The sequence below is a fragment of the Streptomyces sp. NPDC039480 genome (genome assembly GCF_055597165.1).
Genome location: NZ_JBVITX010000006.1, coordinates 36954 through 62409 on the forward strand (window position 1 = coordinate 36954; position 25456 = coordinate 62409).

The window sequence follows — 25456 nt, forward strand, 5'->3', positions numbered from 1 at the left end:
CGGATGACTGTGGACCTGGGCCTCGACACCGACCTGAGCTCCGTCGTCGCGGAGCAGCGTGACCCGCTGCTCTTCGCGACGGTCTCCGGGGCGCACCTGTACGGCTTCCCGTCCCGCGACTCGGACGTGGACCTGCGCGGGGTGCACCTGCTTCCGGTGGCCGACCTGGTGGGGCTCAGGGAGCCGGACGAGACCCGGTCCAGGATGTGGGACCGCGACGGGGTCGAGATGGACCTCGTCACGCACGACCTGCGCAAGTTCGTCCGGCTGATGCTGCGGAACAACGGCTACGTCCTGGAGCAGCTGCTCTCCCCGCTGGTCGTGCACACCACCGATGCCCACGCGGAACTCGTCGCGCTGGCCCCGGCCGTCCTCACCAGCCACCACGCCCACCACTACCGCGGGTTCGCCGGGACGCAGTGGCGGCTCTTCGAGAAGAACGGCGAGCTCAAGCCGCTGCTCTACACGTTCAGGGCGCTGCTGACCGGCATCCACCTCATGCGCAGCGGGCACCTCGTCGCCCATCTGCCCACGCTGCTCGGCGAGGTGACGGAAGCCCCCGCGTATCTGTCGGAGCTCATCGCCGCCAAGGCCGAGGCCGAGCACGGCGGGGCCGGCGTGGACCACGCGCGCGTGGCCGACGATGTGGAGCGGCTGCACGCGCTCCTCGACGCGGCGCAGGCGGGCTCAGGCCTGCCCGGGGCCCATACCGCGTACGACGCCCTGCACGAGTTCGTCGTCCGGGTGCGGCTCCGGGGACCGCTGGGCTGACGCCCGGCGCGTACGGAACAGGAAGTCGGCGATCCGCTCCCGGTCGGGCTCCGGCGGGAGCGGGCTGTGTTCGGCCGCCGTCTCCGATTCGGCCGCGAGGCGGTTCATCCATGACTCGACCTCCGGCCAGGGGACCTCGCCGCGCTTCACCGCGAGCAGCGGCTCGCGCTGATCGCCGACGTCGATCGTCAGCTCACCGGTGCGCAGCAGATCGCGGCAGGACAGCAGCAGCCGCAGCAGGTGCATCGCGTGCTTCCAGCGCGGGGCGCCGTGGGTGCGGACGTCCGCGTCCAGCTTCTTGCGCTGGCCCAGCGCATAGCGGGCGAACGTGTCGTGGGCCTGGCGGGAGAGGAACGCGTCGCGCAGCGCGAGGAGTTCGCGGCCGGTGTCGGTGACGTGCTCCACGAGCGGGGAGTGCAGGCACTCCAGCACGTTCGGGTTGGCGCGCAGGGCGAGCTCGCAGAAGCGCTCCAGCTCCCAGCTGAACTGCTCCTCCGCGGGCCCGTCGACATGCGTCGGGGGCTTCTCGAAGCGCCAGAACAGCGGGGTGGGGGCCAGGAAGACGCCCCTGCGGTCGGTGTCGCTGCCGTCCGTCGCCAGGCCGAAGGCGCGCGAACCCATCACACAGGAGTAGACCGTGTGGTCGCGTACCAGGTCCTGAGGGCGCATGGGGCGAGCGTACGACCCGGCTCCACGGACCGTACGGCCAGGTCTGTACGGCCCCGATAGGCTTGCCTTCATATAGTGCGCGCGCAAGACGAGAAGGGGCAGCGACGTGGCGGTACGAGCGGTCCGGGGTGCCGTCCAGCTGGAGCGGGACGAGGCCGGGCACATGGGTGAGCAGGTCAGCGCCCTGCTCACCGCCCTCCTGGAGCGGAACGGACTGACGGGCGACGACCTCATCAGCATCTGGTTCACGGCCACGCCCGACCTGCACTCCGACTTCCCTGCGGCCGCCGCCCGCGGCCTCGGCATCGGCCTCTCCGATGTGCCGCTGATCTGCGCCCAGGAACTGGACGTCGAGGGCGCCATGCCCCGCGTCGTCCGCGTCCTCGCCCACATCGACACCGACCGGCCCCGCTCCGAGATCACGCACGTGTACCTCGGCGCCGCGGCCGCACTCCGCAAGGACATCGCCCAGTGAGAACCGCCCTCGTCATCGGCACCGGCCTGATCGGCACGTCCGCGGCCCTGGCCCTCGCCTCCCGAGGCGTCGCAGTCCACCTCGCCGACCACGACCCCGAGCAGGCCCGCACCGCCGCCGCGCTCGGCGCCGGCACGGACGAGGCGCCCGAGGGCCCCGTGGACCTCTGCGTCGTCGCCGTGCCGCCCGCGCACGTCGCCACCACGCTGGCCGACGTCATACGGCGCGGCGCCGCGCGCGCCTACCTCGACGTGGCGAGCGTGAAGGGCGGCCCGCGCCGCGAGCTGGAGGCGCTCGGCCTCGACCTGACCACGTACATCGGCACACACCCCATGTCGGGCCGGGAGCGCAGCGGCCCGCTCGCCGCCACCGCCGACCTCTTCGAGGGCCGGCCCTGGGTGCTGACCCCGACCCGGGACACCGACACCGAGGTGCTCAACCTCGCCCTGGAGCTCGTCGCCTTCTGCCGTGCCGTGCCGGTCGTCATGGAGGCCGACGCCCACGACCACGCGGTCGCCCTCGTCTCGCACATGCCGCACCTCGTCTCCAGCATGGTCGCGGCCCGCCTGGAGAACGCCGACGAGACGGCGGTCAGGCTCTGCGGCCAGGGCATCCGCGACGTCACGCGGATCGCGGCGTCCGACCCGCGGATGTGGATCGACATCCTCTCCGCCAACCCCGGCCCCGTCGCCGACCTGCTCGCCGACGTCGCGTCCGACCTGGAGGAGACGGTCGCCGCGCTGCGCGCGCTGCAGTCGGCCGACGGGGCGAAGCGGTCGGAGGGCGCGGCCGGCGTCGAGAGCATGCTGCGGCGCGGCAACGCGGGCCGGACCCGGGTGCCCGGCAAGCACGGGGCGGCCCCCGCGGCGTACGAGATCGTCGCGGTGCTCATCGACGACAAGGCGGGCCAGCTGGCCCGGATCTTCGCCGACGCGGACCGGGCGGGGGTCAACATCGAGGACGTCCGCATCGAGCACGCGACCGGGCAGCAGGCCGGTCTGATGCAGCTGATGGTCGAGCCGGCGTCCGCGCCCGTGCTGACCGCGGCGCTGCGGGAGCAGGGCTGGTCGATCAGGCAGTAGGAGTCGGGCCCCGGGCCATCTCCGCAGGGGCTGTCGGGGCAGGGTGTGCGAGCCAGTAACCTTGTGCGGGGCGCGGTCGCGTCCCGCTTCCCTGGCCCGCGTACAGCGAAAGGTGCCCACCGCCCCGTGGAAACAGCCGAAACCGCCGCCCCGGCAGCCGTGATCGTCGCCATCGACGGTCCGTCCGGCACGGGCAAGTCGAGCACCTCGAAGGCCGTCGCCGCCCAGCTCGGTCTCAGCTACCTGGACACCGGCGCCCAGTACCGGGCCATCACGTGGTGGATGGTCCACAACGGCATCGATCTCACCGACCCGACGGCGATCGCCGCCGTCGCGGGCAAGCCCGAGATCGTCTCCGGCACCGACCCGGCCGCCCCGACCATCACGGTCGACGGCACGGACGTCGCGGGCCCGATCCGCACCACCGACGTCACCTCCAAGGTCAGCGCGGTCAGCGCCGTCCCCGAGGTGCGCACCCGCATCACGGAGCTGCAGCGCTCCATCGCGGTGTCGGCGGAGAAGGGCATCGTCGTCGAGGGCCGTGACATCGGTACGACCGTGCTGCCCGACGCCGACCTGAAGATCTTCCTCACCGCGTCGCCCGAGGCGCGCGCCGCCCGCCGCTCCGGCGAGCTGAAGGGCGCCGACATCAAGGCGACCCAGGAGGCCCTGATCAAGCGGGACGCGGCCGACTCCAGCCGCAAGACGTCCCCGCTGGCCAAGGCCGACGACGCCGTCGAGGTCGACACCACCGAGCTCACGCTGCAGCAGGTCATCGAGTGCGTCGTCACCCTCGTCGAGGAGAAGCGGGCCGCGAAGTGAGCGACGCTCCCTCCGCGCGGGGGGCCGCCGAGAAGGGCGCCTCCGAGCGGGGCGCCGAGGTCGGCCGCCGGATCGGCGTCGGGCTCATGTACGGGCTCTGGAAGCCGCGCGTCCTCGGCGCCTGGCGGGTGCCCGTGAGCGGCCCGGTCATCCTGGCCGTGAACCACTCGCACAACGTCGACGGCCCGATGGTCATGGGCGTCGCGCCCCGGCCGACGCACTTCCTGATCAAGAAGGAAGCGTTCATCGGGCCCCTCGGCTCCTTCCTGCACGGCATCGGCCAGCTGGAGGTGGACCGCTCGGTCGCCGACCGCACGGCCATCACCCGCGCCCTGGGCGTCCTGGAGCAGGGCGGCGTCCTCGGCATCTTCCCGGAGGGCACCCGGGGGGACGGCGACTTCGCGTCGCTGCGGGCCGGCCTCGCGTACTTCGCGGTGCGGGCCGGAGCCCCGATCGTGCCGGTCGCGGTGCTGGGAAGCACCGACCGTCCCGGACGGTTGATAAAGCAGCTGCCGCCGCTGCGCAGCCGCGTCGACGTCGTCTTCGGCGACCCCTTCGACGCGGGTGACGGAAGCGGGCGGCGCACGCGCAAGGCGCTGGACGAGGCGACCGTGCGCATCCAGGAGCGGCTCACCGCCCACCTGGAAAACGCCAGGCGCCTGACCGGGCGCTGAGCGAGACTTATCAGTAGTGCCCCGGCCCGACAGGCAGGACGGTGCACCGATCACCACGATGAACGACGAGGTACGGACTTCATGAACGACCAGATCCAGCCCGAGGGCGACGGCTCCGCCGAGCACGACCACGGGGCGCTCGGCGACGCCGAGTACGCACAGTTCATGGAGCTCGCCGCCGAAGAGGGCTTCGACATCGAGGACGTCGAGGGCGCCATCGAGGAGGCGGGCCACGGCCCGCTGCCCGTCCTCGCCGTCATCGGCCGCCCCAATGTCGGCAAGTCGACTCTGGTGAACCGCATCATCGGCCGCCGCGAGGCCGTCGTGGAGGACCGTCCGGGCGTCACCCGCGACCGCGTCACCTATGAGGCCGAGTGGGCGGGCCGCCGTTTCAAGCTCGTCGACACCGGCGGCTGGGAGCAGGACGTCCTCGGCATCGACGCGTCCGTCGCCGCCCAGGCGGAGTACGCGATCGAGGCCGCCGACGCCGTCGTCTTCGTCGTCGACGCCACGGTCGGCGCCACCGACACCGACGAGGCGGTCGTCCGCCTGCTCCGCAAGGCCGGCAAGCCCGTCGTCCTCTGCGCCAACAAGGTCGACGGCCCGTCCGGCGAGGCCGACGCCACCGCCCTGTGGGCCCTCGGCCTCGGCGAGCCGCACCCCGTCTCCGCGCTGCACGGCCGCGGCACCGGCGACATGCTGGACGCCGTCCTGGAGGCGCTGCCCGAGGCGCCCGCGCAGACCTTCGGCACGGCCATCGGCGGCCCGCGCCGCATCGCGCTCATCGGCCGGCCGAACGTCGGCAAGTCCTCCCTGCTCAACAAGGTGGCGAACGAAGACCGCGTGGTCGTCAACGAGCTCGCGGGCACCACCCGCGACCCGGTCGACGAACTCATCGAGCTCGGCGGCATCACCTGGAAGTTCGTCGACACGGCGGGCATCCGCAAGCGCGTCCACCTCCAGCAGGGCGCCGACTACTACGCCTCGCTGCGCACGGCGGCCGCCGTCGAGAAGGCGGAGGTCGCGGTGATCCTCATCGACGCCTCCGACACGATCTCGGTGCAGGACCAGCGCATCGTGACGATGGCCGTCGAGGCGGGCCGCGCGATCGTCGTCGCGTACAACAAGTGGGACACCCTCGACGAGGAGCGCCGCTACTACCTGGAGCGGGAGATCGAGACCGAGCTCGCCCAGGTCGCCTGGGCCCCGCGGGTGAACGTGTCGGCGGCCACCGGGCGCCACATGGAGAAGCTGGTCCCGGCGATCGAGGCGGCTCTGGAAGGCTGGGAGACGCGTGTGCCGACCGGCCGCCTGAACGCGTTCCTCGGCGAGATCGTCGCCTCCCACCCGCACCCGGTCCGCGGTGGAAAGCAGCCCCGCATCCTGTTCGGCACGCAGGCGGGTACCAAGCCGCCGCGGTTCGTCTTCTTCGCGTCGGGCTTCATCGAGGCGGGCTACCGCCGCTTCCTGGAGCGCCGCCTGCGCGAGGAGTTCGGCTTCGAGGGCACGCCGATCCACATCTCGGTGCGGGTGCGCGAGAAGCGCGGCCGTAAGAAGTAGGCAGTAGGGCGTACGAGAATGCCCGGCCCCCCGTCGTGGGGAGGCCGGGCATTCGGCTGTCCGGGGGCGCGGGCTCAGTGCTCGCGGCGCGGTCCCGGCGGCAGGGCCGCGGGGAACTGGTAGTGGCCCGTGGCGTAGTGGTCCTGCTGGCCGTAGCGCGCCATCTGGAACTGGCCGTACGAGCTGTGGCGCGGTTCGTGCCGTCCGTCGGTGCGGTGCTGGACGCCGTACTGCCCCGAGCCGAAGGAGACGAACCCCAGGTTCTCCTCGCCGGACCGGTCGCCCGGCAGGGTCCTGAAGGACCTGAGGTACTCCGAGTACAGCGTGTCGTAGATGGGTGTGGCCGAGTGGCTGCCCGCGGTGTCCGGCGCGGTGCGCATGGACGGGATGGGGCTCTGGTACGCCGGCCGGTGACGTGAGGGGTCGTATGGGTGCACGACTGTGCCAACGAAACGACCGCTCTACGGATGCGGGGGCCGCGCCGCTTTCCCCGGTCCGGCAGGTGTGTGACCGGCACTTTCGGGGTCCGCGGCGGCCCTCCGACCACTCCCGGAAGCTCAGGTTCCGGCGAGCGGCATGGTGGCCGCGACGAGGCGGCCGTGGGTCGCGGCCTTGTCCAGGGCGGCCCGCAGCATGTCCTCGCGGGGCTGCCGGCCGATGGAGCCGACGGGCGCCGCGAAGAGCAGCACGGTCTGCGTCTTGTTGGCCGCGGTCCGCCAGTCCTCGGTGACCTGGAGCGGGTGGTGCGCCTGCCACCAGGCGACGGAGGAGCCGCCGCCGGTGCCGGGCTGCAGGACGGCGTGCAGCTGGCCCATGGCGAGCAGCACGGACCAGCCGGGCAGCGCGGGCGGCGGGGAGTCGAGCGAGGCGACCGGCATGAAGCCCTGCTCGATCAGGAGCGGCAGGAAGTCGTCACCGCCGCCCGGCGCGGCGCCGGGGCGGGCGATGGGGCCGGTCGGCTCGACGACGAGCGCGGGGCGCAGCTCGCCCTCGATCAGGACGAGGCCGCTGGTCACGCCGAGGACGGCCTGGGTCGGCGCCGCCTCGGGCACCGTCCCGGGCGCCGCCTCCGGGGCCGCTCCGCCGTCGTCCCCGGTGATCGAGCGCACGGCACCCTGCAACTGCTCCTCGGAGACCGTGACGATCTGGGAGGGCAGGCAGCTGGAGTGGGCGAAGGCGAGCACGGCTGTCTCGTCGCCGACGAACAGGACCGTGCTGGTGCGCTCCTGTTCGGCGTCGCCCGGGGTGCGGCAGGACGTGCAGTCGTAACTGCCCGGGGTGTTGTCTCCGGCGAGCAGCCGGTCGGCTTCTTCGTCGCCGATCTCGGCGCGTACGTCGTCGCTGAGGTCGAGCATGCGCGGCACGGGTGGCTCCTCGGGATCGTCTTCTGGGGTGCATGGGGCAGGTGTGCGGAGCCGGACGGTGTCCGACTCGTAAGAAGACAACGGTGGATCAGTGGCGCAAGTCACGCGCGAAGGCGAACGGAATCGAACCATCCACAGCGGAGGGTGAAGCGCCCGGCGGAATCCGTCACTCCGCGCCAACAGGTGCTGGGGGCAGGGAAGTTGGGGCGGTGAGCCGAGTCACAGATCGACAGGGCGAGTGGTCGACAAATACTGAAATCGGCCTATGAAGTGGGTGGCCGAAACTCGCCGATACCGTAGGTAACGCTCAACTGGCCTGGAATGACAAGGACTTGGTTGATACCGGGTGAGGGGACTCCTAGATTCCACCGCCGTGTGCAGCGAGCACCGCTCGGGTACGTCCGCCGGTCGCACCAGCCAGCTCGAGCACCGACACCGGCGGGCGGGGCCTGCGGGGTCCTGAGCGCCGGATGCGTGAGGGGTCCGCACGGCCAGGGGGAGCCCGGGTCCTCCGAGAGGGAAATACATGTCGGCACGTCCCAAGAGCACGCGCACCACGGCAGTGATCGGCGGGGCCGCACTCCTGGCCCCGCTGGGCCTGCTCGCCGCGACCGGCCAGGCCGGCGCGGCCGACGGCGGAGTGTGGGACCGCATCGCGCGGTGCGAGAGCGGCGGGAACTGGCAGATCAACACGGGCAACGGCTACTACGGCGGGCTGCAGTTCTCCGCCGGTACGTGGCGTGCGTTCGGCGGCGGGGCCTACGCGCCGACCGCCGACAAGGCGTCGAAGGCGCAGCAGATCGCGGTCGCCGCCAAGGTGCAGCGGGTGCAGGGATGGGGCGCGTGGCCCACCTGTGCGGCCCGGGCGGGCGCGTACGGCAGCGCGCCGTCCGCCGCGGCACCGGTCCCGAAGGCCGCGAAGCCGGCGCCGAAGGCCGTGCGGGAGCGGCCCGTCGAGGCGCCGGGCCGGTCCGACCGGGGGACCGCCTCCCGCGGCGCCTCCGGCACCTACACCGTCCAGCAGGGCGACACCCTCAGCCGCATCGCGGCCCGGCACGGCACCGACTGGCAGCGGCTCCACGCCGCCAATCGGCAGGTCATCGGGGGTGACCCGAACGTGATCGTGCCGGGACAGCGATTGAGCGTCTGACCCGATAGTCCGACCGGGTGGGGGCGGCTCCGCGGCGGCGCGGCACACTCCGGGCCCGCCGCGGAGCTGCCTAGCGTGACCCGATGCACCCGATGCACCGGAAGTTGACCAAGCGTGTCCGGTCCGTGTCCCTGGTCCTCGGCGCGGTCCTGGCGGCGGCGGCGCTGCCGACGGCCGCCGCGTCCGCGGCTCCGCCGTCGAAGCCGGGCGCCGTCTCCAAGGCGTACGACTGTTCCGTCGCCGATGGACCATGGGAGTGCCTCGCCGAGTGCGAGAGCAACGGCCGATGGCACACCAACACGGGAAACGGCTTCTACGGAGGGCTGCAGTTCTGGCAGCCCACCTGGGAGGCGCACGGCGGGCTCAAGTACGCGCCGCGCGCCGATCTCGCCACCAAGGAAGAGCAGATCAAGGTCGCCGAGAAGGTGTTGCGCACCCAGGGCTGGGGCGCCTGGCCCGCCTGCTCCAAGAAGCTGCGCATGGAGCGGTTCGACCGGGAAGGACACACGGTGAAGGCGGGCGAGACGCTGAGTTCGATCGCGCGCCGGTACGGGGTGAAGGGAGGGTGGCAGGCCCTGTACAGGGCCAACCGCGACACGATCGGGAGCAGTCCCGACCGGATCGGCGTGGGCGCCGTCCTCGTCATTCCGGGGCGCACCGCGTCGGGGCGGAGCTGAGCTCTCCCGGCTCACCGCTGAACACGACCGCGCCGCGGCGCAGTTCGTGCACGACCGCCGTCCGGCTCGCGCCCTCGCGCAAGGCGGGCGGCAGGCGCTGCTCGGCCAGGACCACACACGCGTCCAGGCCGGCCAGGAGGGCGTAGGTCCGTGCCGCGACGGCGGGCGACATGCCCTGCGTCGGCTCGTCCGCGAGGACGACCTCCACCCTCGGGAGCAGCGCCCGTGTCAGGGCCAGCATGCGCTGTTCGCCTCCCGAGAGGGTGCCCGCGCGGCGGCGCAGCAGCGGGCGCAGCTCGGGGTAGGCGTCCAGGGCGTGGGTGAAGTCGCCCGCCGGGTACGACAGGGCGAGGTTCTCCGCGACGGTGAGGGAGGAGAACACCGCCCTCCGGTCCGGTACGAAGCACACGCCCTTCGCCGCTCGTTCGTGGGCGGGCCGGCGCGTGATGTCCCGGCCGTCGTGGACGACCGCGCCCGAGGACAGGGCTACCGTGCCGGCCAGGGCGCGCAGGGCTGTGGTGCGGCCGGCGCCGTTACGGCCCAGGAGCACGGTGATGGCGGCGGCCGGGGCTGCCAGGGTTACGCCGTGCAGCGCCTCAAGGGGGCCGTAGCGGACGCGGGCCGCCCGCAGTTCGATGCCTCCTCGCATTCAGCGGACCTCTTCCAGTGCCTGGCCCGCGGGGCCCGTGGTCACGATGCGGCCCGCCGCCATCACGTGCACGGTGTCGGCGAGGCCCGCCACGAGGTCGAGGTCGTGCTCGACGACCAGGAGCGCCGTGCCGTCGGCCGCGAGGGCGCGCAACAGGGTGGCAAGCGCCGCCACCTCGGACTCGTCCAGACCCGCGGCCGGCTCGTCCAGGAGAAGGGTGTGCGGGCCGCCCGCGAGGGCTCGGGCGAGTTCCGTGCGGCGCAGGACACCGGTGGAGAGGTCGGCGGCGGGGTGGGCGCCGAGGGGCGTGAGGCCCAGGAGGCGGAGGGCCCGGGCGGTGGCTCCGGGGCTCTGTCCGGGTGTGCGGTCCGCGCCCACCTGGATGTTCTCCGCGACGGTCAGCGACGGGAAGACGGCCAGCTCCTGGAAGGTGCGGGCCAGACCGGTGCGGGTGCGGGCGTGGGCGGGGAGCGCGGTGATGTCGCGGGGGCCCAGGGTGACGCTTCCGGAGGTGGGCCGAAGGGTCCCGGCCAGACAGTGGAAGAGGCTGCTCTTGCCCGCCCCGTTGGGCCCCACGATCGCGGTGACGCGACCCGGCGGCACGACGAGGGACACGTCGTCGAGCGCCTTGAAGCCGTCGTAGGCGAGGGTGAGGTGGCGGGCGGTGAGGGTGGGGTGGGGGTTGGCGGGGGCCGTTCGTCGGGGGTGAGGGAGCGCTGGGGTGACGGTGGGCTCGCTGGGCCGGTGGTCGTTGTTGCGGTTGGGCCTGTTCGTGTCGGCCCGGTCGGCCCCGGGGCGGTGCCGTGTCCGTAGGGACCCTCGTGCCGGTGTCGGCTGCGGGGTCGTGTTCCTGTCCGCCTCCGTCAGGGCCTCGCGTGCCTGTTCGCCGGCCGGGGTGAGGCGTGCGGTTCTGTGCGGGCCGCGCGTGTTCCTGACCGCCTCCGTCAGGGCCTCCCGTGCCCGTTCGCCGACCGGCGTGAGCCGCGCGGTTCTGCGCAAGCCGCGGGTGGCGGTGCGTAGGGCCTCGTACGGGCCGCCCGGAAAGCGGCCGATCAGGACGGCCAGGAGGCCGATCACCGCCGCGGCCATGCCGCCCCGCGTCCCCGCGTCCAGGCCGACCAGGAGCGCTGCCGCGGCCAGGGCGCCGAGGACGCTGTCCGAGCCGAGGACCACGATCGCGGCGAACCAGAGGAGCCCGCGCACGGGGTCGTACGCCCCCGCGTCGAACGCCCGGTGACCCATGGCGAGCATGCCGCCGCCGAGCGCGGCGAGCGCCGCCCCGGTGACGAACGCGGCGAGTTTCAGGGCGGGGACCGGCACCCCGGCGGCCGCCGCGCCCGCCTCGTGGTCCCGCATCGCCGCGAGCGCCCGGCCCGTGCGGCCCCGGCGCAACGCGGTGACCAGGAGCAACGCGCCCGCGAGGAGGACGAGTTCGAGGACGTAGTACGCGCGGTCACCCGTGAAGCCCGCGGGGCGGTCCAAGGTCAGGCCCGCCGTCGCGTACGGCTGGGTGAAGACGAAACGGCTGACGCCCACGCCGACCGCGAAGGTCGCCAGGGCCAGCGCCAGGCCGCGTCTGCTGATCGCGGGCCAGCCGGTGAGCAGGCCCAGGGGCGCGACGAGGAGGACGGCGACGGCCAGGGCGGGCAGGTGCGGGAGTTCGGGGAGGCCGGGGAAGCGGCCCGCCGTCAGGAGCGCGGTGAAGAGGGCGCCCAGACCCGCGTACGCCGCCTGGCCCAGGGAGATCTGGCCGCCCCGGCCCGTGACGATCACGAGCGAGAGGAGGATCACCGCCAGCGCCGGTACCTGCACCGAGGTCGTGAGGTCGCTGCCCGCGAAGCCCAGCGGGATGAGGAAGAGGACCGCCGCCACGATCCAGGCGCCCGGGGGCGTGGGGACGCGGGCCGTCGCCGTGCGGGGGAGGGCGTCCCGGGAGCCGATGCCGGGCAGGACGAGCGCCGCGACCAGCAGGGCGATCACGAAGAGGTTGGCGCCCGCCGTCTGGAGGAGCTGTTCCTGCCGGCCCCCGGGGTGCAGGCGCGTCAGCTGGCTCTGCGCCACGCCCAGGCCGAGGGCGACCGCCACGGCGACGGGCAGGCTGCGCATGCCGGCCGCCACGGCGACCGCCACCACCTCCATGACGAGCAGCGGCATGCCGTACGGATCGAGGCGTACGTGGGGGGCGAGCAGGACGCCGGTGAGGCCGGCCGTGAAGGAGCCGAAGGCCCAGCCCGCGGCGGCCACCCGGTCCGCGTCGATGCCGGAGAGCACGGCGAGGTGGCGGTTGTCGACCACCGCGCGCAGCTCCCCGCCGAAGCGGGTCCAGCGGGTCAGCGCGCCCACGGCGGCGGCGAGGGCGACGGCCGCGCCGAGCTGCGCCCAGGGGTCGGCGGAGAGGAGTTCGGGCGCGTCGTCGCGGGCGCCGGGGCCCCAGAGGAGCGCCGCGCCGCCGACGAGCAGGACGAAGACGCCGATCGAGGCGACCAGGGTCTGCGCCGGGTCTCCGCCGAGGACCGCCAGGGGGCGGAAGACCGCGCGGTCGAGGAGCAGGCCGACGGCCGGGGCGACGACGAGGAGGGTGACCGCGGCCGCCAGGGGGAGCGGCCAGTGCCAGTCGACCGTCAACTGGCGCAGGACGTAGGCGCAGAGCATGGCGATCGCGCCGTGCGCGAAGTTGAGGACGCCGGTGGCGCGGTGGGTGACGATCAGGCCGATGCCGGTGAGGGCGGCGGCGCTGCCGACCGAGAGCCCGGCCAGTGTCAGGTCGTAGCTCAGGGACGCCACCGGGTCAGTGCTCCGGTGCCGGTGCGGGGGAGGCCTGCGGGTCGTCGGGGTCCGGGGGGCGCCGTGGTTCGCAGATCGGGCAGGGGGCCAGGGCGTCCGCCGCGAGGATCGTGGCGTCGGCGGGGACGGCCGTGGGTTTTCCGGCGACCAGTGGGCAGTCCGCGCGGTGCCAGAGCGTTCCGCCGGGAACCATGAGGAGCGCGTCGCCGGTCGCCACCGGGGGCTGCGGCCGGTCCCCGGCCTGTACGGGCTCCGTCGCCACCAGGAGTCCGTACAACTCCTCGACGCGCGCCGCCGCCAGGGCGCTCCTGCCGTGGGTGAGCAGCACCGCGCCCGCGACGATCAGCGCGGCGCCAGGCACCGTGCAGGAGGCGAGATAGGGCAACTGCCGCTCGGCGAACCGCTCTCCGGAGACGCCGTACCAGCCGATCACGCAGAGCACCGCGCCACCGGCGAGCGCCGCGAACGCCGCCCACAGCACCGGGCGCACGGCACGCGAGCGGTCCCCGCCGGACGCACCGGCCGTCCGAACTGTCCGATCCGCCCCCATCGGAGCCCCCCTGGGACACATCGTCGGTCACGTCAGTGACGTCAGTGGGCTGTCCATGTCAGCCGATGGCTTGCACTATGCCTTCTGGAAGCCGACGCTGAAAGCTCCGGGCCCGCACGGCCCGGACCGACACCCGGTGGTGAGCCAGATGGTTCTCGGGAGCAGCCCAAGGCGGGGGACGCGCCCCGGGCGTGGCAGGGCGCGGGGCGCGGCACTGGCGGCCGCCGCGGTCCTGCTGATCGGACCGGCCGCCGTGGCCTGCGGTGACGACAGCGGAGGCGGGGACGGCGGCACGCCGCCCGAGCCGTCCGTGGAGAAGACGACCGAAGCGGCGACAGAGTCCGCGGAAGCGGACGCGCCCGCCGAGCCGGCCGCCGCGGAGAAGGAAGTCCGCGAGAACTGGGAGAAGTTCTTCGACCCGAAGACGTCCCTGAAGGAGAAGGAGACCGTCCTGGAGAACGGCGCCGAGATGCGCGCCGTACTCAAAAGTTTCAGCGGGGACGAGCGCGGCGAGCAGGTCGCGGCCGAGGTCGGCGAGGTCGAGTTCAACTCCGCCAGCGAGGCCGACGTGACGTACGCGCTGACGCTGAAGGGCGCCACCGCGCTGCCCGACGCCTCCGGGACGGCCGTCGACGAGGACGGCACCTGGAAGGTGTCGGTCAAGACCCTCTGCGCCCTGGTGAAGCTGAGCGGGAATGCGTCGCCCGGTCCGGGCTGCTGAGGTACTGTCCGCCGTCGCACTCCTGGTGGCGTGCGCGGCCTGCGGGAGCCGGCTGCCCGAGAGCGACTTCGAGCGGCGCGGCACCGGGCCCGCCCCGGCCGGGGGAGCGCCGGTCAGGGTCGGCATCATCACCAGCGCGACCAGCCCGGTCGGCGGCGCCGCCTTCACCGGGCCCCGGGACGGGGCCAAGGCCTATTTCGACCGGCTGAACGCGCGCGGCGGCATCGAGGGACGCCGGGTCGAGGTGCGCACCTGCGACGACGGCGGCAGCGGCGTCGGCAACAACGACTGCGTCCGCAAGCTGGTCGAGGAGCAGCGGGTCGTCGCGCTCGTCGCCACGTCCTCGCTGGACTACGCGGGAGCGGCACGCGTCTCCCGCGCGCGCGTGCCCGACGTCGGGGGGCAGCCCATCGGGTCCGCCTACGACACGTATCCGCATCTGTACGGGATCTACGGCAGCCTCGCCCCGCGGAACGGGAAGCCGGGCTGGGACGGCAAGTTGTACGGCGGGACGGAGGTCTACCGCTACTTCAAGCGGGAGCACGGCGCGCGGACCGCCGCCGTCGTCTCCTACAACCAGGCCGCGTCCGCCGCGTACGCACGGCTCGTCACCCGGGGACTGAAGGCCGAGGGCTACAAGGTGGTCACGGAACAGGTCGACTTCGCGCTGCCCAACTTCCGCGCCGCGGCGGCCGACCTGAAGGAGCAGGGCGCCGACCTCGTCTTCGACGCGATGGACACCCACGGCAACGCGCGGCTGTGCGAGGCGATGGACGACGTCGGCGCGCGGGTCACCGCCAAGGTCACCAACGTGCAGAACTGGACCTCGGCCGTCGCCGACGACTACAAGGACGCGCCCCGCTGCCGCAACGCCCTGTGGGCCACCGGGTCGAGCAGGAACCACGAGGACACCAGCCACCCGGCCGTACGGGAGTTCCGCGCGGCCATGCGGGGCAAGGCGCTCTCGCAGTGGCAGCTGGAGGGGTGGGCCGCCGCCATGTGGTTCACCGACGCGGCGCGGTCCTGCTCCGGCGGCGCCGGCATCACGCGCGCGTGCGTGGACCGTTCCCTGAACAGGGACGAGCCCTACTCCGCGCGGGGACTGCTGGTGCCCGTGACCTTCGAGCGGCGCAGGGAGCCGCCCACGACGCGCAGGACGTGTGTGTCGGTGGCCCGCTGGCGGGACGGGAAGGGCTGGGTCACTCAGGGCGGCGACATGAACGACAACTGCTTCGACGTGCCCCAGCTCCCCTACCAGCCTTGATGCGCGAGAAAGTGAAAAGGTTCCCCTCCTTGGCTTGCGATCACGCATCTTTTCGGAAACAAGATGGTGATGTCACCCAACCATTGGCCAGGAATCCCCGTCTAACCCTGCGGTAGGCGGACGAGGGGGACTGTCCGCATGGAAGCGCGGAATACGGGGACGCATGCACATCTCTTTCCTGATTCACAACGCGTACGGAATCGGAGGGACGATCCGGACGACGTACAACCTGGCGAACACGCTGGCCCAACAGCACGACGTCGAGGTCGTATCCGTCTTCCGGCACCGCGACGAGCCCGTCTTCGCGCCTGACCAGCGCGTGCGACTGAGGCACCTCGTCGACCTCCGCGAGGGCACCTCGGGCTACGAGGGGAAGGACCCGGAGCATCTGACCCCTGCCCGGACGTTCCCCAGCGCCGAAGGCCGCTACGCCCAGTACAGCGCCCTGACCGACCGGCGTATCGCCGCCCATCTCACCGCCCTCGACTCGGACGTCGTCGTCGGTACCCGGCCCGGTCTCAACGTACACATCGCCCGGCAGACCGCGCGGGGCCCGCTGCGCGTGGGCCAGGAACACCTCACGCTCGACAGCCACAGCAAGGAACTGCGCCGCCAGCTGCGCAGCGTCTACCCGCGCCTCGACGTCCTGACCACGACGACCGAGGCCGACGCCCGCGCCTACACCCGCAAGATGCGGCTGCCCGGTGTGCACGTCCAGGCCGTGCCGAATCCGGTGCCCGCGCCCGGCATAGAGCCCGCCGACGGCTCCCAGAAGTGGGTCGTCGCGGCCGGCCGGCTGGCCCCCGTCAAGCGGTACGACCTGTTGATCAGGGCCTTCGACAAGGTGCGGCGCGAGCGCCCCGACTGGCGGCTGCGGATCTACGGCGGCGGCAAGCAGAAGGAGAAGCTGCGCGCCCTGATCGACGAACTCGGCCTCTACAACCACGTCTTCCTCATGGGCCCCGCCCACCCGATCGAGCCCGAGTGGGCCAAGGGCTCCATCGCCGCCGTCACCTCCAGCCTGGAGTCCTTCGGCATGACGATCGTCGAGGCGATGCGCTGCGGACTCCCCGTGGTCGCCACCGACTGCCCGCACGGACCCGGCGAGATCATCGACAACGGTGTCGACGGGCGGCTCGTCGAGACGGGCAACGCCGACGCCATAGCGGGCGGCCTGCTCGAACTGATCAACAACGACTCGCTCCGGCAGCGGATGGCGGGCGCGGCGCTCCAGGACTCCGAGCGCTTCGACCCGGAACGCATAGCCGAGCGCTACGACGCGATGTTCTCCGGGATGATCGCCCGGGGCAGCTCGATGGGGGGCCGGATGCGCGGCTCCATGCACCGCACGAGAGGCGCGCTGCTCGGGGGCGCGTACGCCGTGCGTGATCTCGGCCGCATACAGACGAAGGGATCGACCGCATGACGGCCTTGGCCACCTCGCAGTCGGCGTCGCACGCCGGGGACGACCAGGAGGCCGCGGGAGCGCCCCGCGCCGACTGCATCGCCGACTCCGCCGGGGGACTCACCTTCGACGTCACGGACCCCGGCGAACCCGGCACGGCGGACGCCGCCCACCTGCTGCTGCGCCGCCGCGACGCCGAATCGCCCGAGGACTGCGTGCGGCTGCCGCTCTCCCCGTCGGCGGACGGCCGGCTGCGGGCCGCGCTGCCCAGCAGCGTCGAGCTCGCCGAGGGCCGCTGGAACGCGTACGCGCAGGTCGCGGGCGGCGAGCCGCGCCGCCTCATGCCGGGCGTGAACGACCTGCGCTCACTGGTCGACCGCGCGCCCAGCGGCAGCCGTGGCCACGTCGCGGTGCGCATCCCCTACGCCACCAAGCAGGGCAACCTCTCGGTGCGCAGCTGGCTGCGCGCACCGCACGCCGAGGCCGGCGAGATCCAGATCACCGGTACCGCCATGACCGCACACGGCCGGGTGTACGGCACCGGGCTCACCGACACCGCGTACGTCGAGGCCGTCCGGCGCGACGAGCCGGACGCCGTCCAGCGTGCCGAAGTCACCGCGGAGGGGCCGGAGTTCACCTTCACGCTGCCGTACGCGCCCCTCGCGGGACACGGGGCGGGGCCCTGGGACCTGTGGCTGCTCCCGGCCGGCGAGAGCGGCCCGCGGGTGCGCCTGGCCCGGATCCTCGACGACGTCCCGGACAAGAAGGCGATCTTCACCTACCCGGTGGTGCCGTGTGCGACGGAGCGGCACGGCACGCTGGAGGCGGGCCCGTACTACACCCTCGACAACGACCTGGCCGTGCGCGTCCGCGAGACGCGGAGCGAGAAGGGGGCCGGCGAGGGCGGCTGACACCGCGGAGCGGCATCGCGGACCGTGGCTGTCCTCGGACACCGGCACAATCACGTCCATGTTGGAGACCTCGGCACGACTGCTCCGCCTGCTCTCCTTGTTGCAGGCCCACCGCGACTGGTCCGGCGCGGACCTCGCCGACCGGCTCGGCGTCACCCCGCGCACGGTCCGGCGCGACGTCGACCGGCTGCGCGGGCTCGGCTATCCCGTCAACGCCACCCCGGGCACCGGCGGCGGCTATCAGCTCGGCGCGGGTGCCGAGCTGCCGCCGCTGCTCCTGGACGACGACGAGGCGGTCGCGGTCGCCGTGGGCCTGCGCACCGCCGCGGGGCAGGGCGTCGAGGGCATCGGCGAGACCTCGGTCCGCGCGCTCTCCAAGCTCGAACAGGTGCTGCCGAACCGGCTGCGCCGCCGCGTCGGCGCCCTGCACGCGTACACCGTGCCGATGCTGCGCACCCCGCAGCCGCAGGGCGTCGACCCGGCGGTCCTCACCGAACTCGCCGACCTCTGCCGGGACTCCGAGCGGCTGCGCTTCGACTACCGCGACCACGAGGGCACGGCGACCCGCAGGACCGTCGAACCGCACCGCCTGGTGTGCAGCGAGCGGCGCTGGTACCTCGTGGCCTGGGACCTGGACCGCGACGACTGGCGCACGTTCCGCGCGGACCGCGTCGAGCCGAGGCCGCCGCACGGACCGCGCTTCGCGCCGCGCACCCCGCCCGCCGAGGATCTCGCCGCGTACGTCGCGCAGGGCGTCTCCACGCGCGCGTACGCCACCCATGCCGTGGTCAGGCTCCTCGTCCCGCTCGCCGAAGCGGCCCAGCGGATCACGCCCACCGACGGCACCCTGGAGGCCGAGACCGAGGAGAGCTGCCTGCTGCACACCGGCGCGACGAGCCTGGACGTGCTGGTCTTCCATGTGCTGTTCATGGGCATCGAGTTCGAGATCGTCGACCCGCCGGAGCTCGCCGACCGGGTCAGGTCGGCTAGGGACCTCCTGAGCCGGGCCCTGGACCGGGGTGTTCCGTCTGCGGATCCTGCCGCACCCGGTCCTGGTCCCGTGCCTCGAACGCCGCGTACTCGGGATGGTGCAGATCGAACGCCGGGGACTCGGAGCGGACCCGGGGCAGCGTGACGAAGTTGTGCCGCGGGGGCGGGCAGGAGGTCGCCCACTCCAGGGAGCGGCCGAAGCCCCAGGGGTCGTCGACGTCCACCTTCTCGCCGTACTTGGCGGTCTTCCAGACGTTGTAGAGGAACGGCAGCGTGGACAGGCCGAGCAGGAACGCCCCGATGGACGAGACGGTGTTGAGCACCGTGAAGCCGTCCGCCGCCAGGTAGTCGGCGTAGCGGCGGGGCATGCCCTCGGCGCCCAGCCAGTGCTGGACGAGGAACGTGGTGTGGAAGCCCACGAAGAGTGTCCAGAACTGGATCTTCCCGAGCCGCTCGTCGAGCATCTTGCCCGTCAGCTTCGGCCACCAGAAGAAGAAACCGCCGAAGGTCGCGAAGACGACGGTGCCGAACACGACGTAGTGAAAGTGCGCGACGACGAAGTACGAGTCGGTGACGTGGAAGTCGAGCGGCGGCGAGGCCAGGATGACGCCGGTCAGACCGCCGAAGAGGAAGCTCACCAGGAAGCCGACCGCCCACAGCATGGGCGTCTCGAAGGACAGCGAGCCCTTCAGCATCGTGCCCGTCCAGTTGAAGAACTTCACGCCCGTCGGCACCGCGATCAGGAAGGACATGAAGGAGAAGAAGGGCAGCAGGACCGCGCCGGTGGCGAACATGTGGTGCGCCCACACGACCAGGGAGAGCCCGGTGATGGCCATCGTCGCGCCGACCAGCGGCAGATAGCCGAAGATCGGTTTCCGGCTGAAGACAGGGATGATCTCCGTGACGATGCCGAAGAACGGCAGCGCGATGATGTAGACCTCGGGATGCCCGAAGAACCAGAACAGGTGCTGCCACAGCAGCGCCCCGCCGTTCTCCGAGGCGAAGACGAGCGAGTGGAAGCGGCGGTCGGCCTCCAGGACGAGCAGCGCGGCGGCGAGCACGGGGAACGCGACCAGCACGAGGATCGACGTGAACAGCACGTTCCAGGTGAAGACCGGCATCCGGAACATGGTCATTCCGGGTGCGCGCATCCCGATGATGGTGGTCAGGAAGTTCACCGCGCCGAGGATCGTGCCGAAGCCGGAGAGCGCGAGCCCCATGATCCACAGGTCGGCGCCGATGCCCGGCGACCGCTCCATGCTGTTGAGCGGGGCGTACGCGAACCAGCCGAACGAGGCCGGTCCGCTCGGCACGATCAGCGAGCCGAGGACCATCAGCGCGCCGAAGAGGAACAGCCAGTACGAGAGCATGTTCAGCCGGGGGAAGGCCACGTCGGGCGAGCCGATCTGCAGCGGCATGATCTCGTTGGCGAACCCCGCGAACGTCGGCGTCGCGAAGAGCAGCAGCATGATCGTGCCGTGCATGGTGAAGGCCTGGTTGAACTCCTCGTTGCTCATCAGCTGCAGCCCCGGCCTGGCCAGTTCGGCCCGCATCAGCAGGGCAAGCGCGCCGGCGACGAGGAAGAAGACGAACGACGTGATCAGGTAGAGGTGACCGATCTTCTTGTGGTCCGTGGTGGTCAGCCAGTCGACGATCACCCGGCCGGGACGCTGCTCCCGCACCGGCTCTCCGGTCTCCCGCGCCGTCTCGGTCCCCATCGCTCGCCCCTTCGCCATCGCGTCCCGGGCCCCGCCCGCAGGCTGTTCGAAGCTCACGCCATGATGCTCGCGTCGGGGCGGCTTCGACAGGGGGCGTACGCCGGTTCCGGGTGACCGGTGAGCGGACACCGATGCCGGAATGGCGAATTCCCCCATGCGCCGTCACATCCCGTGCGGGCGCCGGGATTCGGAAATGCGGAGGGTTCGTAAAGGGCCCGCGGGCTCATTCGGGGGCGCTTTTCCGGGAGAGGAGAAGTAGCCTTCCGAGTGACGCGATGACACCTTCGAATTACGTCGGTAGAAGGACGGAACCGCCCGTTCGTGTGACGGAGTTCGACCGAAACGCACGTGGTGATCCTGTGACAAAAGCGTGACCGGAGAGGTACCGGTGACGCATGGTGTGCGCCTCCCGGGCTTCCCCGACGGTGCCGCGCCGCCTAACGTGGCGGCCATGGCACCTATTCCGACCCCTCCCGCAGAGCCCCCCGAGAGCGCCGACAGCCCGGACAGTTACGTGGGCCTGCCGGCCGAAGCGGCCGGGCAGCGGGCGCGCGAGCGCGGCTGGTCCACCGTCAGGTCGCTGGCCCCGGGCACGATCATCACCATGGAGTACCTCGCGGGACGCCTCAACTTCGAGGTCGACGAAGGCGTCGTGAAGCGCTGCTGGAAGGGCTGAGAGCCTGCTCCCAGGCGCATCCCAGGCGCATCCGTCGCACACGGCGGAAGGCCCCGGTTCCTGAAACGGAACCGGGGCCTTCGCGGTGCGGGGGGTGGGCTGTGCGTACCGGCCCCCGCTGCCTGTAGGGGTCAGCCGCCCGCCACCGGGCGGGCCGGCGTGGTGCCGCGGGTGACGCGGTCGGTGTGCGGCGGGCGGCGGCTGCCCGCCGGGGTGACCGGGGTGCGCTCGGAGCGGGCCGTGTGCGGGCCCGGGGCCAGATAGGCCGCCGGGCGGCCGCCGCGGGCGGCGCCGACCGGCTCGCGCGCGGGCGCGCTGTCGTCCGCGGCCGGGCGCTGCGGCACCATCGCGGGGGCGCCGACCGGCGCGGGCGCGGGCTCGGGCACCGTGATGATCTGGGCGCGGCGGGCGCGCCAGGAGTCGCGGACGCGGAAGATCCCGGCCTCGACCCGGGCGATCAGCGACTCGAACCAGGGCAGCGCGAGCAGGATGAGCAGACCCGCGGCCCAGCCGAGGAAGACATCGCTCAGCCAGTGCGTACCGAGGTAGACGGTGGTGAGGCCGACGCTCAGCGAGACCACCGCGGACAGGGCCGACAGATAGCGGCGGGTGCGCGGGGTGGAGGCGAGATAGGCCAGGATTCCCCAGGTCACGACGGCGTTGGCGGTGTGGCCCGAAGGGAATATATCGCCGCCGAGCCACATCTCGTTCGAGCCGATGGCGGTGGCGTAGTGCGGGCCGAGACGGCCCATGCCGAGCTTGGCTGCGCCGACGGTGACGTTCAGCAGGAGGAGCGAGGCGCCGAACATCAGGAGCGGGCGCAGCGTGTGCTGCCGCCAGGAGCGCCAGCCGAGCCAGGCCGCGACCATGACGGCCGTCGGGCCGCGCTGGCCGAGGACGACCCAGTAGTCGAGGAAGGCGTGGATCTCCGGCCACTGCTGGTAGGGCCGGAAGAACATGACCTGCCAGTCGAACCGCACCAGCCACGAGGTGGTCAGCACGGCGACGACGATGGCCAGGTAGAAGGCCAGGGTCGCGCCGAAGAGCACGACCCTGTGCCGGCTCATCCTCGGCATGGCGAGGTGGGCCGGTCGTTCCGGCTCACGGTCCAGCCGGGCGAAGACCCGGTCAAGACGGGTGAGGTTTCGTTCGGTACGCACCCAATCGACGTTACAGCGAGTGAGTGCGGCACTAGGCCGAATCAGTGGCTTTGTGATGACGATGTGATGTGGGATTGATCTCAGGAAGAGGTTTATTCCTCATGGTTTGTTTATTGTGCGTCGACCGCTTACCCAATTCGTTGATCATTTGCGGTGCTGTTTTATAGCCCTTTTGAATTGGTTCACCGGGGGCTGGCATGGAATTTCCCGTTCGATCACCGGGCGGCCGCCTGAATGATCATGACGGGATCAGGGCGGGCCCGAGCCGTGCAGCCAGAACGCCCCGTAGACCGCGCTCACCACGGCCACCCCGCCGAGGACCAGCGCCGACCTGGACGTACGCAGCCGGGCCAGCGCCACCGCGACCGGCAGCAGGAGCGGGAACGCGGGCATCAGAAGCCGCGGCTTCGAGCCGAAGTAGCCGGCCGCGCACAGGGCGAGCACGACGACGATCCCGCAGTAGACCAGCAGCGGTACGGGCTGCTTTCCGCGGACGCCGAGGACGTACAGCCAGCCGACCAGGGCGACGCCGGCGATGAGGCCGAGGCCAGCGAGGGCGCCCGGGACCGAGGTGAACTTCTCCCCGACGAAGCGCGCGAAGGCATAGCCGAAGTCGAAGCCGTTGCCCCAGCCCGCCTGGACGTCGAGATACCCGAAGAGACCGCCGTCGGTGCGGTGGCCGACCCAGAGCACATAGCCCGCCGCGCCGAGCGGAGCCAGGACCACCCCGAGGAGCATGCGCCGGTCGGCCCGCCGCTCCCGGTGGACCCGCACGGCCGCCGCCACCCAGATCGCGGCGACCACCGCGGCGCCCACCGGCCGGGTCAGCCCAGCGAAGGACGCGAGCACGCCCGCCGCCACCCAGCGCTCCCTGAGCACCGCGTACAACGACCAGGCGGCGAGCGCCGTGAACAGGGACTCGCTGTACGCCATCGACTGCACGACGCCGACCGGCAGGACCGCCCACAGCGCGGTCGCGCAGATCCCCGCCCGGCGCCCGTACAGATGGTCGGCGACCGCGAAGATCCCCGCGGCGGCGAAGAGCGACGCGAGCCAGCTCACCACGAGACCCGCGTCGGCGTACGACAGCGGGCTGACCGCCGAGACGAGCCGTTCCAGCCAGGGCAGCAGCGGGAAGAAGGCGAGGTTCGAGTGGACGCTGCCGTCCGGGAGCGTCACTTCCCAGCCGTACCCGTGCTCGGCGACGCGGGTGTACCAGAGCGAGTCCCAGCGGGCGGCCAGCAGCGTGTGCGGACTCTTGCCGGCCGCCGCGCCCCACACCGCGAGGACGGCGAGGCCCAGCGCACGCACCCCGGCGTACACGAGGACCGCGGGTGCCGCGCGGCGCAGCGCGTGCCCCGCCGGGGACGGCGCGGACGGCGTGCGGCGTTGATCAAGATCGGTCACGGGCTCGATTATCGGCCGTCGGGGGAACCGGACGCCTCCGCGGGGCGTGCCATAGGCCTCCACGGGGCGTGCCGTACGCCTCCGCGCGGCATGGCCGGAAGTCGCGGGCGTGGCGCACACCACACCGCATCCGTACAACCGTGAGAGGTCCACCACGCGCCCCAGGCGTGGACTCGCGTACTCTGACGGCTCACTCGCCTTGTCTGTGCCGCCGGAGCAGGGAGTACCCATCCCGCAGGCCGCTGCCGCGAGGGACCACTGGGAGGTACGCACATGTCCGGGACGACCACGGCCGCAGCACCGCAGGGCCGTCGGGGATCCGGGGCCGGTGCCGGGGCCAACCGCTGGGTCGTGCTCGTCGTCCTCTGCGTCAGCCTGCTGCTCGTCGCCGTCGACGCCACCGTCCTGCACGTCGCGGTGCCCGCGGTCACCGAGGACCTGAAGCCCGGCGCGATCGAACTGCTGTGGATCGTCGACATCTATCCACTCGTCTGCGCCTCGCTCCTCATCCTCTTCGGCACGCTCGGCGACCGCGTCGGCCGCAGACGCGTCCTCCTCCTCGGTTACGCCCTCTTCGGCGTCGCCTCCGCGATCGCGGCCCTCTCCGACAACGCGCAGGTGCTGATCGCGGCCCGCGCGCTGCTCGGCGTCGGCGGCGCGATGATCATGCCCGCGACCCTGTCGATCCTGCGCCAGGTCTTCCCCGACCGCCGGGAGCGGGCCCTCGCCATCGGCATCTGGAGCGCGGTGGCCGCGGTGGGCGCCGCCGTCGGACCGCTCCTCGGCGGGTTCCTCCTCGAACACTTCTGGTGGGGCTCGGTCTTCCTCATAAACATCCCGCTGATGCTGGTCAGCCTGCCCATCGGACGCTGGCTGCTGCCCGAGTCGACCGGCGACAGGAACGGGCCGTGGGACGTGGTCGGCGCGCTGATGGCCGCGGGCGGGCTCTTCGGGCTCGTCCTCGGGGTGAAGCGGCTCGGCGGCGGCGAGTCGCCGCTCGGCGCCACGACGCTGGTCTCCGTCGCCGTCGGCGGTGCCCTCCTCGTCGGCTTCGTCCGCAGACAGCGGCGGCGGACGTATCCACTGGTCGATCTGTCGATGTTCACCCGGCCCGCGTTCAGTACGTCGGTCGGCTGCATCGTCCTCGCGATGCTCGCGCTCGTGGGCCTCGAACTGATCGCCGCGCAGTACCTCCAGCTGGTGCTCGGCCTCTCCCCGCTGGAGACGGGGCTGCGGCTCGTGCCGCTCACCGTCGCCGCGATGGCCGCGGGCCTCGCGGGCTCCAAGATGCTCAGCGGCCTCGGGCCCCGCACGATGGTCTGCGCCGGCTTCTGCCTGACCGCGGCCGCCGTGCTGCTGCTCACCGGCATGGGCGCCCACGCCGACGACACGCTGCTCCTCGTCGGCTTCGTCCTGCTCGGCTTCGGCCTGGAGACCACGCTCTTCGGCGCGTACGAGTCGATGCTGAGCGAGGCCCCGCCGGCGCAGGCGGGCGGTGCGGCGGCGATCGGTGAGACCTCCTACCAGCTGGGCGCGGGCATCGGTATCGCGCTGCTCGGCAGCGTCATGAACGCGGCGTACACGCCGGGGCTCTCCTCCGTGCCCGGCGTTTCCGCGGCGGACAGTGCCGCGGCGGGGCACTCGCTCGGCGAGGCGTACGAGGTCGCTGCGCGGCTCGGCGGGGATTCGGGGGCGGCGCTGCGGGCCGCTGCGCGGGACTCCTTCGTGCATGGGCTGCATGTGACTCTGTTCGTGAGTGCGGGGTTGTTGCTGCTCGGTGCGGTGGCGGCGCTGCGGTTGCCTCGGGGGATGGATTGTGGGGTGCCCGCGGGGCGGGCTGAGCGGGTGCCGGGGCCTCGTGACCCGGAGCGGGTCGGCGCGGGGTCCTCTGTGGACGTGTGAGTCGCGTCGGCGGCTTCTTTGGGTGCGGGTCGTTTTGGGCTGGGCGCGCAGTTCCCCGCGCCCCTTACGGGGCCC

The 25456-nt window shown here is 72.5% G+C and carries 23 protein-coding genes and 1 pseudogene; 15 read left to right on the top strand and 9 right to left on the bottom strand.

Annotated elements, in window-relative coordinates:
* The first annotated feature begins 3 nt into the window (after positions 1 to 3).
* A complete protein-coding gene (locus ACZ56E_RS19770) occupies positions 4 to 771 on the top strand; it encodes a nucleotidyltransferase domain-containing protein (RefSeq protein ID WP_471215743.1) in 768 nt (255 codons plus the stop codon).
* Here the strand turns inward: ACZ56E_RS19770 and ACZ56E_RS19775 are convergent.
* Complete coding sequence (locus ACZ56E_RS19775; RefSeq protein WP_471215745.1) at positions 688 to 1440, bottom strand: nucleotidyltransferase domain-containing protein; 753 nt, start codon at positions 1438 to 1440, stop codon at positions 688 to 690. The two genes, ACZ56E_RS19770 and ACZ56E_RS19775, sit on opposite strands and share 84 nt — an antisense overlap.
* Positions 1441 to 1546: 106 nt before the next feature.
* On the opposite strand from ACZ56E_RS19775, the gene aroH reads away from it, so the two are divergent.
* The 5 genes from aroH to der all read left to right on the top strand — a co-directional run bounded on the left by aroH (position 1547) and on the right by der (position 6053).
* The gene (aroH, locus tag ACZ56E_RS19780; protein ID WP_398310167.1) at positions 1547 to 1915 is read left to right on the top strand and encodes a chorismate mutase; all 369 of its coding nucleotides are present in this window, start codon (positions 1547 to 1549) and stop codon (positions 1913 to 1915) included.
* Positions 1912 to 2997 (top strand): prephenate dehydrogenase, encoded by a 1086-nt coding sequence (locus ACZ56E_RS19785; RefSeq protein ID WP_468612239.1) that lies wholly within the window; start codon positions 1912 to 1914, stop codon positions 2995 to 2997. The genes aroH and ACZ56E_RS19785 overlap by 4 nt, the downstream gene beginning before the upstream one ends.
* 126 nt (positions 2998 to 3123) lie before the next feature.
* Complete coding sequence (cmk, locus tag ACZ56E_RS19790) at positions 3124 to 3819, top strand: (d)CMP kinase (protein WP_468091332.1); 696 nt, start codon at positions 3124 to 3126, stop codon at positions 3817 to 3819.
* On the top strand, positions 3777 to 4493 hold the full coding sequence (locus tag ACZ56E_RS19795; protein ID WP_471215751.1) for a lysophospholipid acyltransferase family protein: 717 nt from the start codon (positions 3777 to 3779) through the stop codon (positions 4491 to 4493). Before cmk ends, ACZ56E_RS19795 begins: the two co-directional genes overlap by 43 nt.
* Before the next feature lie 81 nt (positions 4494 to 4574).
* Positions 4575 to 6053 (top strand): ribosome biogenesis GTPase Der, encoded by a 1479-nt coding sequence (gene der, locus ACZ56E_RS19800; protein WP_468612235.1) that lies wholly within the window; start codon positions 4575 to 4577, stop codon positions 6051 to 6053.
* A gap of 74 nt (positions 6054 to 6127) precedes the next feature.
* On the opposite strand, the gene ACZ56E_RS19805 is transcribed toward der, so the two are convergent.
* On the bottom strand, positions 6128 to 6433 hold the full coding sequence (locus ACZ56E_RS19805) for a hypothetical protein (RefSeq protein ID WP_471215755.1): 306 nt from the start codon (positions 6431 to 6433) through the stop codon (positions 6128 to 6130).
* 177 nt (positions 6434 to 6610) lie between these two features.
* Positions 6611 to 7417: a hypothetical protein gene (locus tag ACZ56E_RS19810; RefSeq protein ID WP_471215758.1), complete on the bottom strand. Its 807-nt coding sequence runs from the start codon at positions 7415 to 7417 to the stop codon at positions 6611 to 6613.
* A gap of 526 nt (positions 7418 to 7943) precedes the next feature.
* On the opposite strand from ACZ56E_RS19810, the gene ACZ56E_RS19815 reads away from it, so the two are divergent.
* Both ACZ56E_RS19815 and ACZ56E_RS19820 read left to right on the top strand, forming a co-directional pair.
* On the top strand, positions 7944 to 8567 hold the full coding sequence (locus ACZ56E_RS19815) for a LysM peptidoglycan-binding domain-containing protein (RefSeq protein WP_471215759.1): 624 nt from the start codon (positions 7944 to 7946) through the stop codon (positions 8565 to 8567).
* 83 nt (positions 8568 to 8650) lie between these two features.
* Complete coding sequence (locus tag ACZ56E_RS19820) at positions 8651 to 9244, top strand: LysM peptidoglycan-binding domain-containing protein (protein ID WP_471215760.1); 594 nt, start codon at positions 8651 to 8653, stop codon at positions 9242 to 9244.
* Here the strand turns inward: ACZ56E_RS19820 and ACZ56E_RS19825 are convergent.
* The 3 genes from ACZ56E_RS19825 to ACZ56E_RS19835 are packed head-to-tail and all read right to left on the bottom strand — an operon-like array spanning position 9210 to position 13227.
* The gene (locus tag ACZ56E_RS19825; RefSeq protein WP_471215762.1) at positions 9210 to 9893 is read right to left on the bottom strand and encodes an ABC transporter ATP-binding protein; all 684 of its coding nucleotides are present in this window, start codon (positions 9891 to 9893) and stop codon (positions 9210 to 9212) included. The genes ACZ56E_RS19820 and ACZ56E_RS19825 overlap by 35 nt on opposite strands.
* A complete protein-coding gene (locus ACZ56E_RS19830) occupies positions 9894 to 12677 on the bottom strand; it encodes an ABC transporter permease subunit (protein ID WP_471215765.1) in 2784 nt (927 codons plus the stop codon).
* Positions 12678 to 12681: 4 nt separating this feature from the next.
* Positions 12682 to 13227 (bottom strand): hypothetical protein, encoded by a 546-nt coding sequence (locus ACZ56E_RS19835; RefSeq protein WP_471215768.1) that lies wholly within the window; start codon positions 13225 to 13227, stop codon positions 12682 to 12684.
* A 148-nt stretch (positions 13228 to 13375) separates the two neighbouring features.
* Between ACZ56E_RS19835 and ACZ56E_RS19840 the strand changes: the two genes are divergently transcribed.
* The 5 genes from ACZ56E_RS19840 to ACZ56E_RS19860 all read left to right on the top strand — a co-directional run bounded on the left by ACZ56E_RS19840 (position 13376) and on the right by ACZ56E_RS19860 (position 18663).
* Positions 13376 to 13948 (top strand): MTB12 C-terminal domain-containing protein, encoded by a 573-nt coding sequence (locus tag ACZ56E_RS19840; RefSeq protein ID WP_471215770.1) that lies wholly within the window; start codon positions 13376 to 13378, stop codon positions 13946 to 13948.
* Positions 13923 to 15212 (top strand): ABC transporter substrate-binding protein, encoded by a 1290-nt coding sequence (locus ACZ56E_RS19845; RefSeq protein ID WP_471215772.1) that lies wholly within the window; start codon positions 13923 to 13925, stop codon positions 15210 to 15212. Before ACZ56E_RS19840 ends, ACZ56E_RS19845 begins: the two co-directional genes overlap by 26 nt.
* A 163-nt stretch (positions 15213 to 15375) precedes the next feature.
* A complete protein-coding gene (locus ACZ56E_RS19850; protein ID WP_471215775.1) occupies positions 15376 to 16638 on the top strand; it encodes a glycosyltransferase family 4 protein in 1263 nt (420 codons plus the stop codon).
* The gene (locus ACZ56E_RS19855; RefSeq protein WP_471215777.1) at positions 16635 to 17528 is read left to right on the top strand and encodes a hypothetical protein; all 894 of its coding nucleotides are present in this window, start codon (positions 16635 to 16637) and stop codon (positions 17526 to 17528) included. The genes ACZ56E_RS19850 and ACZ56E_RS19855 overlap by 4 nt, the downstream gene beginning before the upstream one ends.
* A 58-nt stretch (positions 17529 to 17586) precedes the next feature.
* A complete protein-coding gene (locus ACZ56E_RS19860) occupies positions 17587 to 18663 on the top strand; it encodes a helix-turn-helix transcriptional regulator (protein ID WP_471215779.1) in 1077 nt (358 codons plus the stop codon).
* Position 18664: 1 nt separating this feature from the next.
* On the opposite strand, the pseudogene ctaD reads toward ACZ56E_RS19860, so the two are convergent.
* Positions 18665 to 20392: pseudogene (ctaD, locus tag ACZ56E_RS19865) on the bottom strand (aa3-type cytochrome oxidase subunit I); the annotation flags it as partial.
* 295 nt (positions 20393 to 20687) lie between these two features.
* Here ctaD and ACZ56E_RS19870 point away from each other — a divergent pair.
* The gene (locus ACZ56E_RS19870) at positions 20688 to 20912 is read left to right on the top strand and encodes an I78 family peptidase inhibitor (protein WP_468612218.1); all 225 of its coding nucleotides are present in this window, start codon (positions 20688 to 20690) and stop codon (positions 20910 to 20912) included.
* Positions 20913 to 21043: 131 nt separating this feature from the next.
* Here the strand turns inward: ACZ56E_RS19870 and ACZ56E_RS19875 are convergent, their stop codons facing one another.
* Both ACZ56E_RS19875 and ACZ56E_RS19880 read right to left on the bottom strand, forming a co-directional pair.
* On the bottom strand, positions 21044 to 22072 hold the full coding sequence (locus ACZ56E_RS19875; protein WP_468612216.1) for a phosphatase PAP2 family protein: 1029 nt from the start codon (positions 22070 to 22072) through the stop codon (positions 21044 to 21046).
* A 249-nt stretch (positions 22073 to 22321) separates the two neighbouring features.
* A complete protein-coding gene (locus ACZ56E_RS19880) occupies positions 22322 to 23479 on the bottom strand; it encodes a glycosyltransferase family 39 protein (RefSeq protein ID WP_471215781.1) in 1158 nt (385 codons plus the stop codon).
* 273 nt (positions 23480 to 23752) lie between these two features.
* Between ACZ56E_RS19880 and ACZ56E_RS19885 the strand changes: the two genes are divergently transcribed.
* Positions 23753 to 25381: an MFS transporter gene (locus ACZ56E_RS19885; protein WP_471215783.1), complete on the top strand. Its 1629-nt coding sequence runs from the start codon at positions 23753 to 23755 to the stop codon at positions 25379 to 25381.
* Positions 25382 to 25456 lie beyond the last annotated feature (75 nt).

Bases quoted from the DNA above. Each gene is read 5' to 3' on its own strand.
- ACZ56E_RS19770 (WP_471215743.1), top strand. From the start codon at position 4: ATGACTGTGGACCTGGGCCTCGACACCGACCTGAGCTCCGTCGTCGCG.
- ACZ56E_RS19775 (WP_471215745.1), bottom strand. From the start codon at position 1,440: ATGCGCCCTCAGGACCTGGTACGCGACCACACGGTCTACTCCTGTGTG.
- der (WP_468612235.1), top strand. From the start codon at position 4,575: ATGAACGACCAGATCCAGCCCGAGGGCGACGGCTCCGCCGAGCACGAC.
- ACZ56E_RS19805 (WP_471215755.1), bottom strand. From the start codon at position 6,433: ATGCGCACCGCGCCGGACACCGCGGGCAGCCACTCGGCCACACCCATC.
- ACZ56E_RS19815 (WP_471215759.1), top strand. From the start codon at position 7,944: ATGTCGGCACGTCCCAAGAGCACGCGCACCACGGCAGTGATCGGCGGG.
- ACZ56E_RS19820 (WP_471215760.1), top strand. From the start codon at position 8,651: ATGCACCCGATGCACCGGAAGTTGACCAAGCGTGTCCGGTCCGTGTCC.
- ACZ56E_RS19825 (WP_471215762.1), bottom strand. From the start codon at position 9,893: ATGCGAGGAGGCATCGAACTGCGGGCGGCCCGCGTCCGCTACGGCCCC.
- ACZ56E_RS19835 (WP_471215768.1), bottom strand. From the start codon at position 13,227: ATGGGGGCGGATCGGACAGTTCGGACGGCCGGTGCGTCCGGCGGGGAC.
- ACZ56E_RS19840 (WP_471215770.1), top strand. From the start codon at position 13,376: ATGGTTCTCGGGAGCAGCCCAAGGCGGGGGACGCGCCCCGGGCGTGGC.
- ACZ56E_RS19845 (WP_471215772.1), top strand. From the start codon at position 13,923: ATGCGTCGCCCGGTCCGGGCTGCTGAGGTACTGTCCGCCGTCGCACTC.
- ACZ56E_RS19850 (WP_471215775.1), top strand. From the start codon at position 15,376: ATGCACATCTCTTTCCTGATTCACAACGCGTACGGAATCGGAGGGACG.
- ACZ56E_RS19855 (WP_471215777.1), top strand. From the start codon at position 16,635: ATGACGGCCTTGGCCACCTCGCAGTCGGCGTCGCACGCCGGGGACGAC.
- ACZ56E_RS19860 (WP_471215779.1), top strand. From the start codon at position 17,587: ATGTTGGAGACCTCGGCACGACTGCTCCGCCTGCTCTCCTTGTTGCAG.
- ACZ56E_RS19870 (WP_468612218.1), top strand. From the start codon at position 20,688: ATGGCACCTATTCCGACCCCTCCCGCAGAGCCCCCCGAGAGCGCCGAC.
- ACZ56E_RS19885 (WP_471215783.1), top strand. From the start codon at position 23,753: ATGTCCGGGACGACCACGGCCGCAGCACCGCAGGGCCGTCGGGGATCC.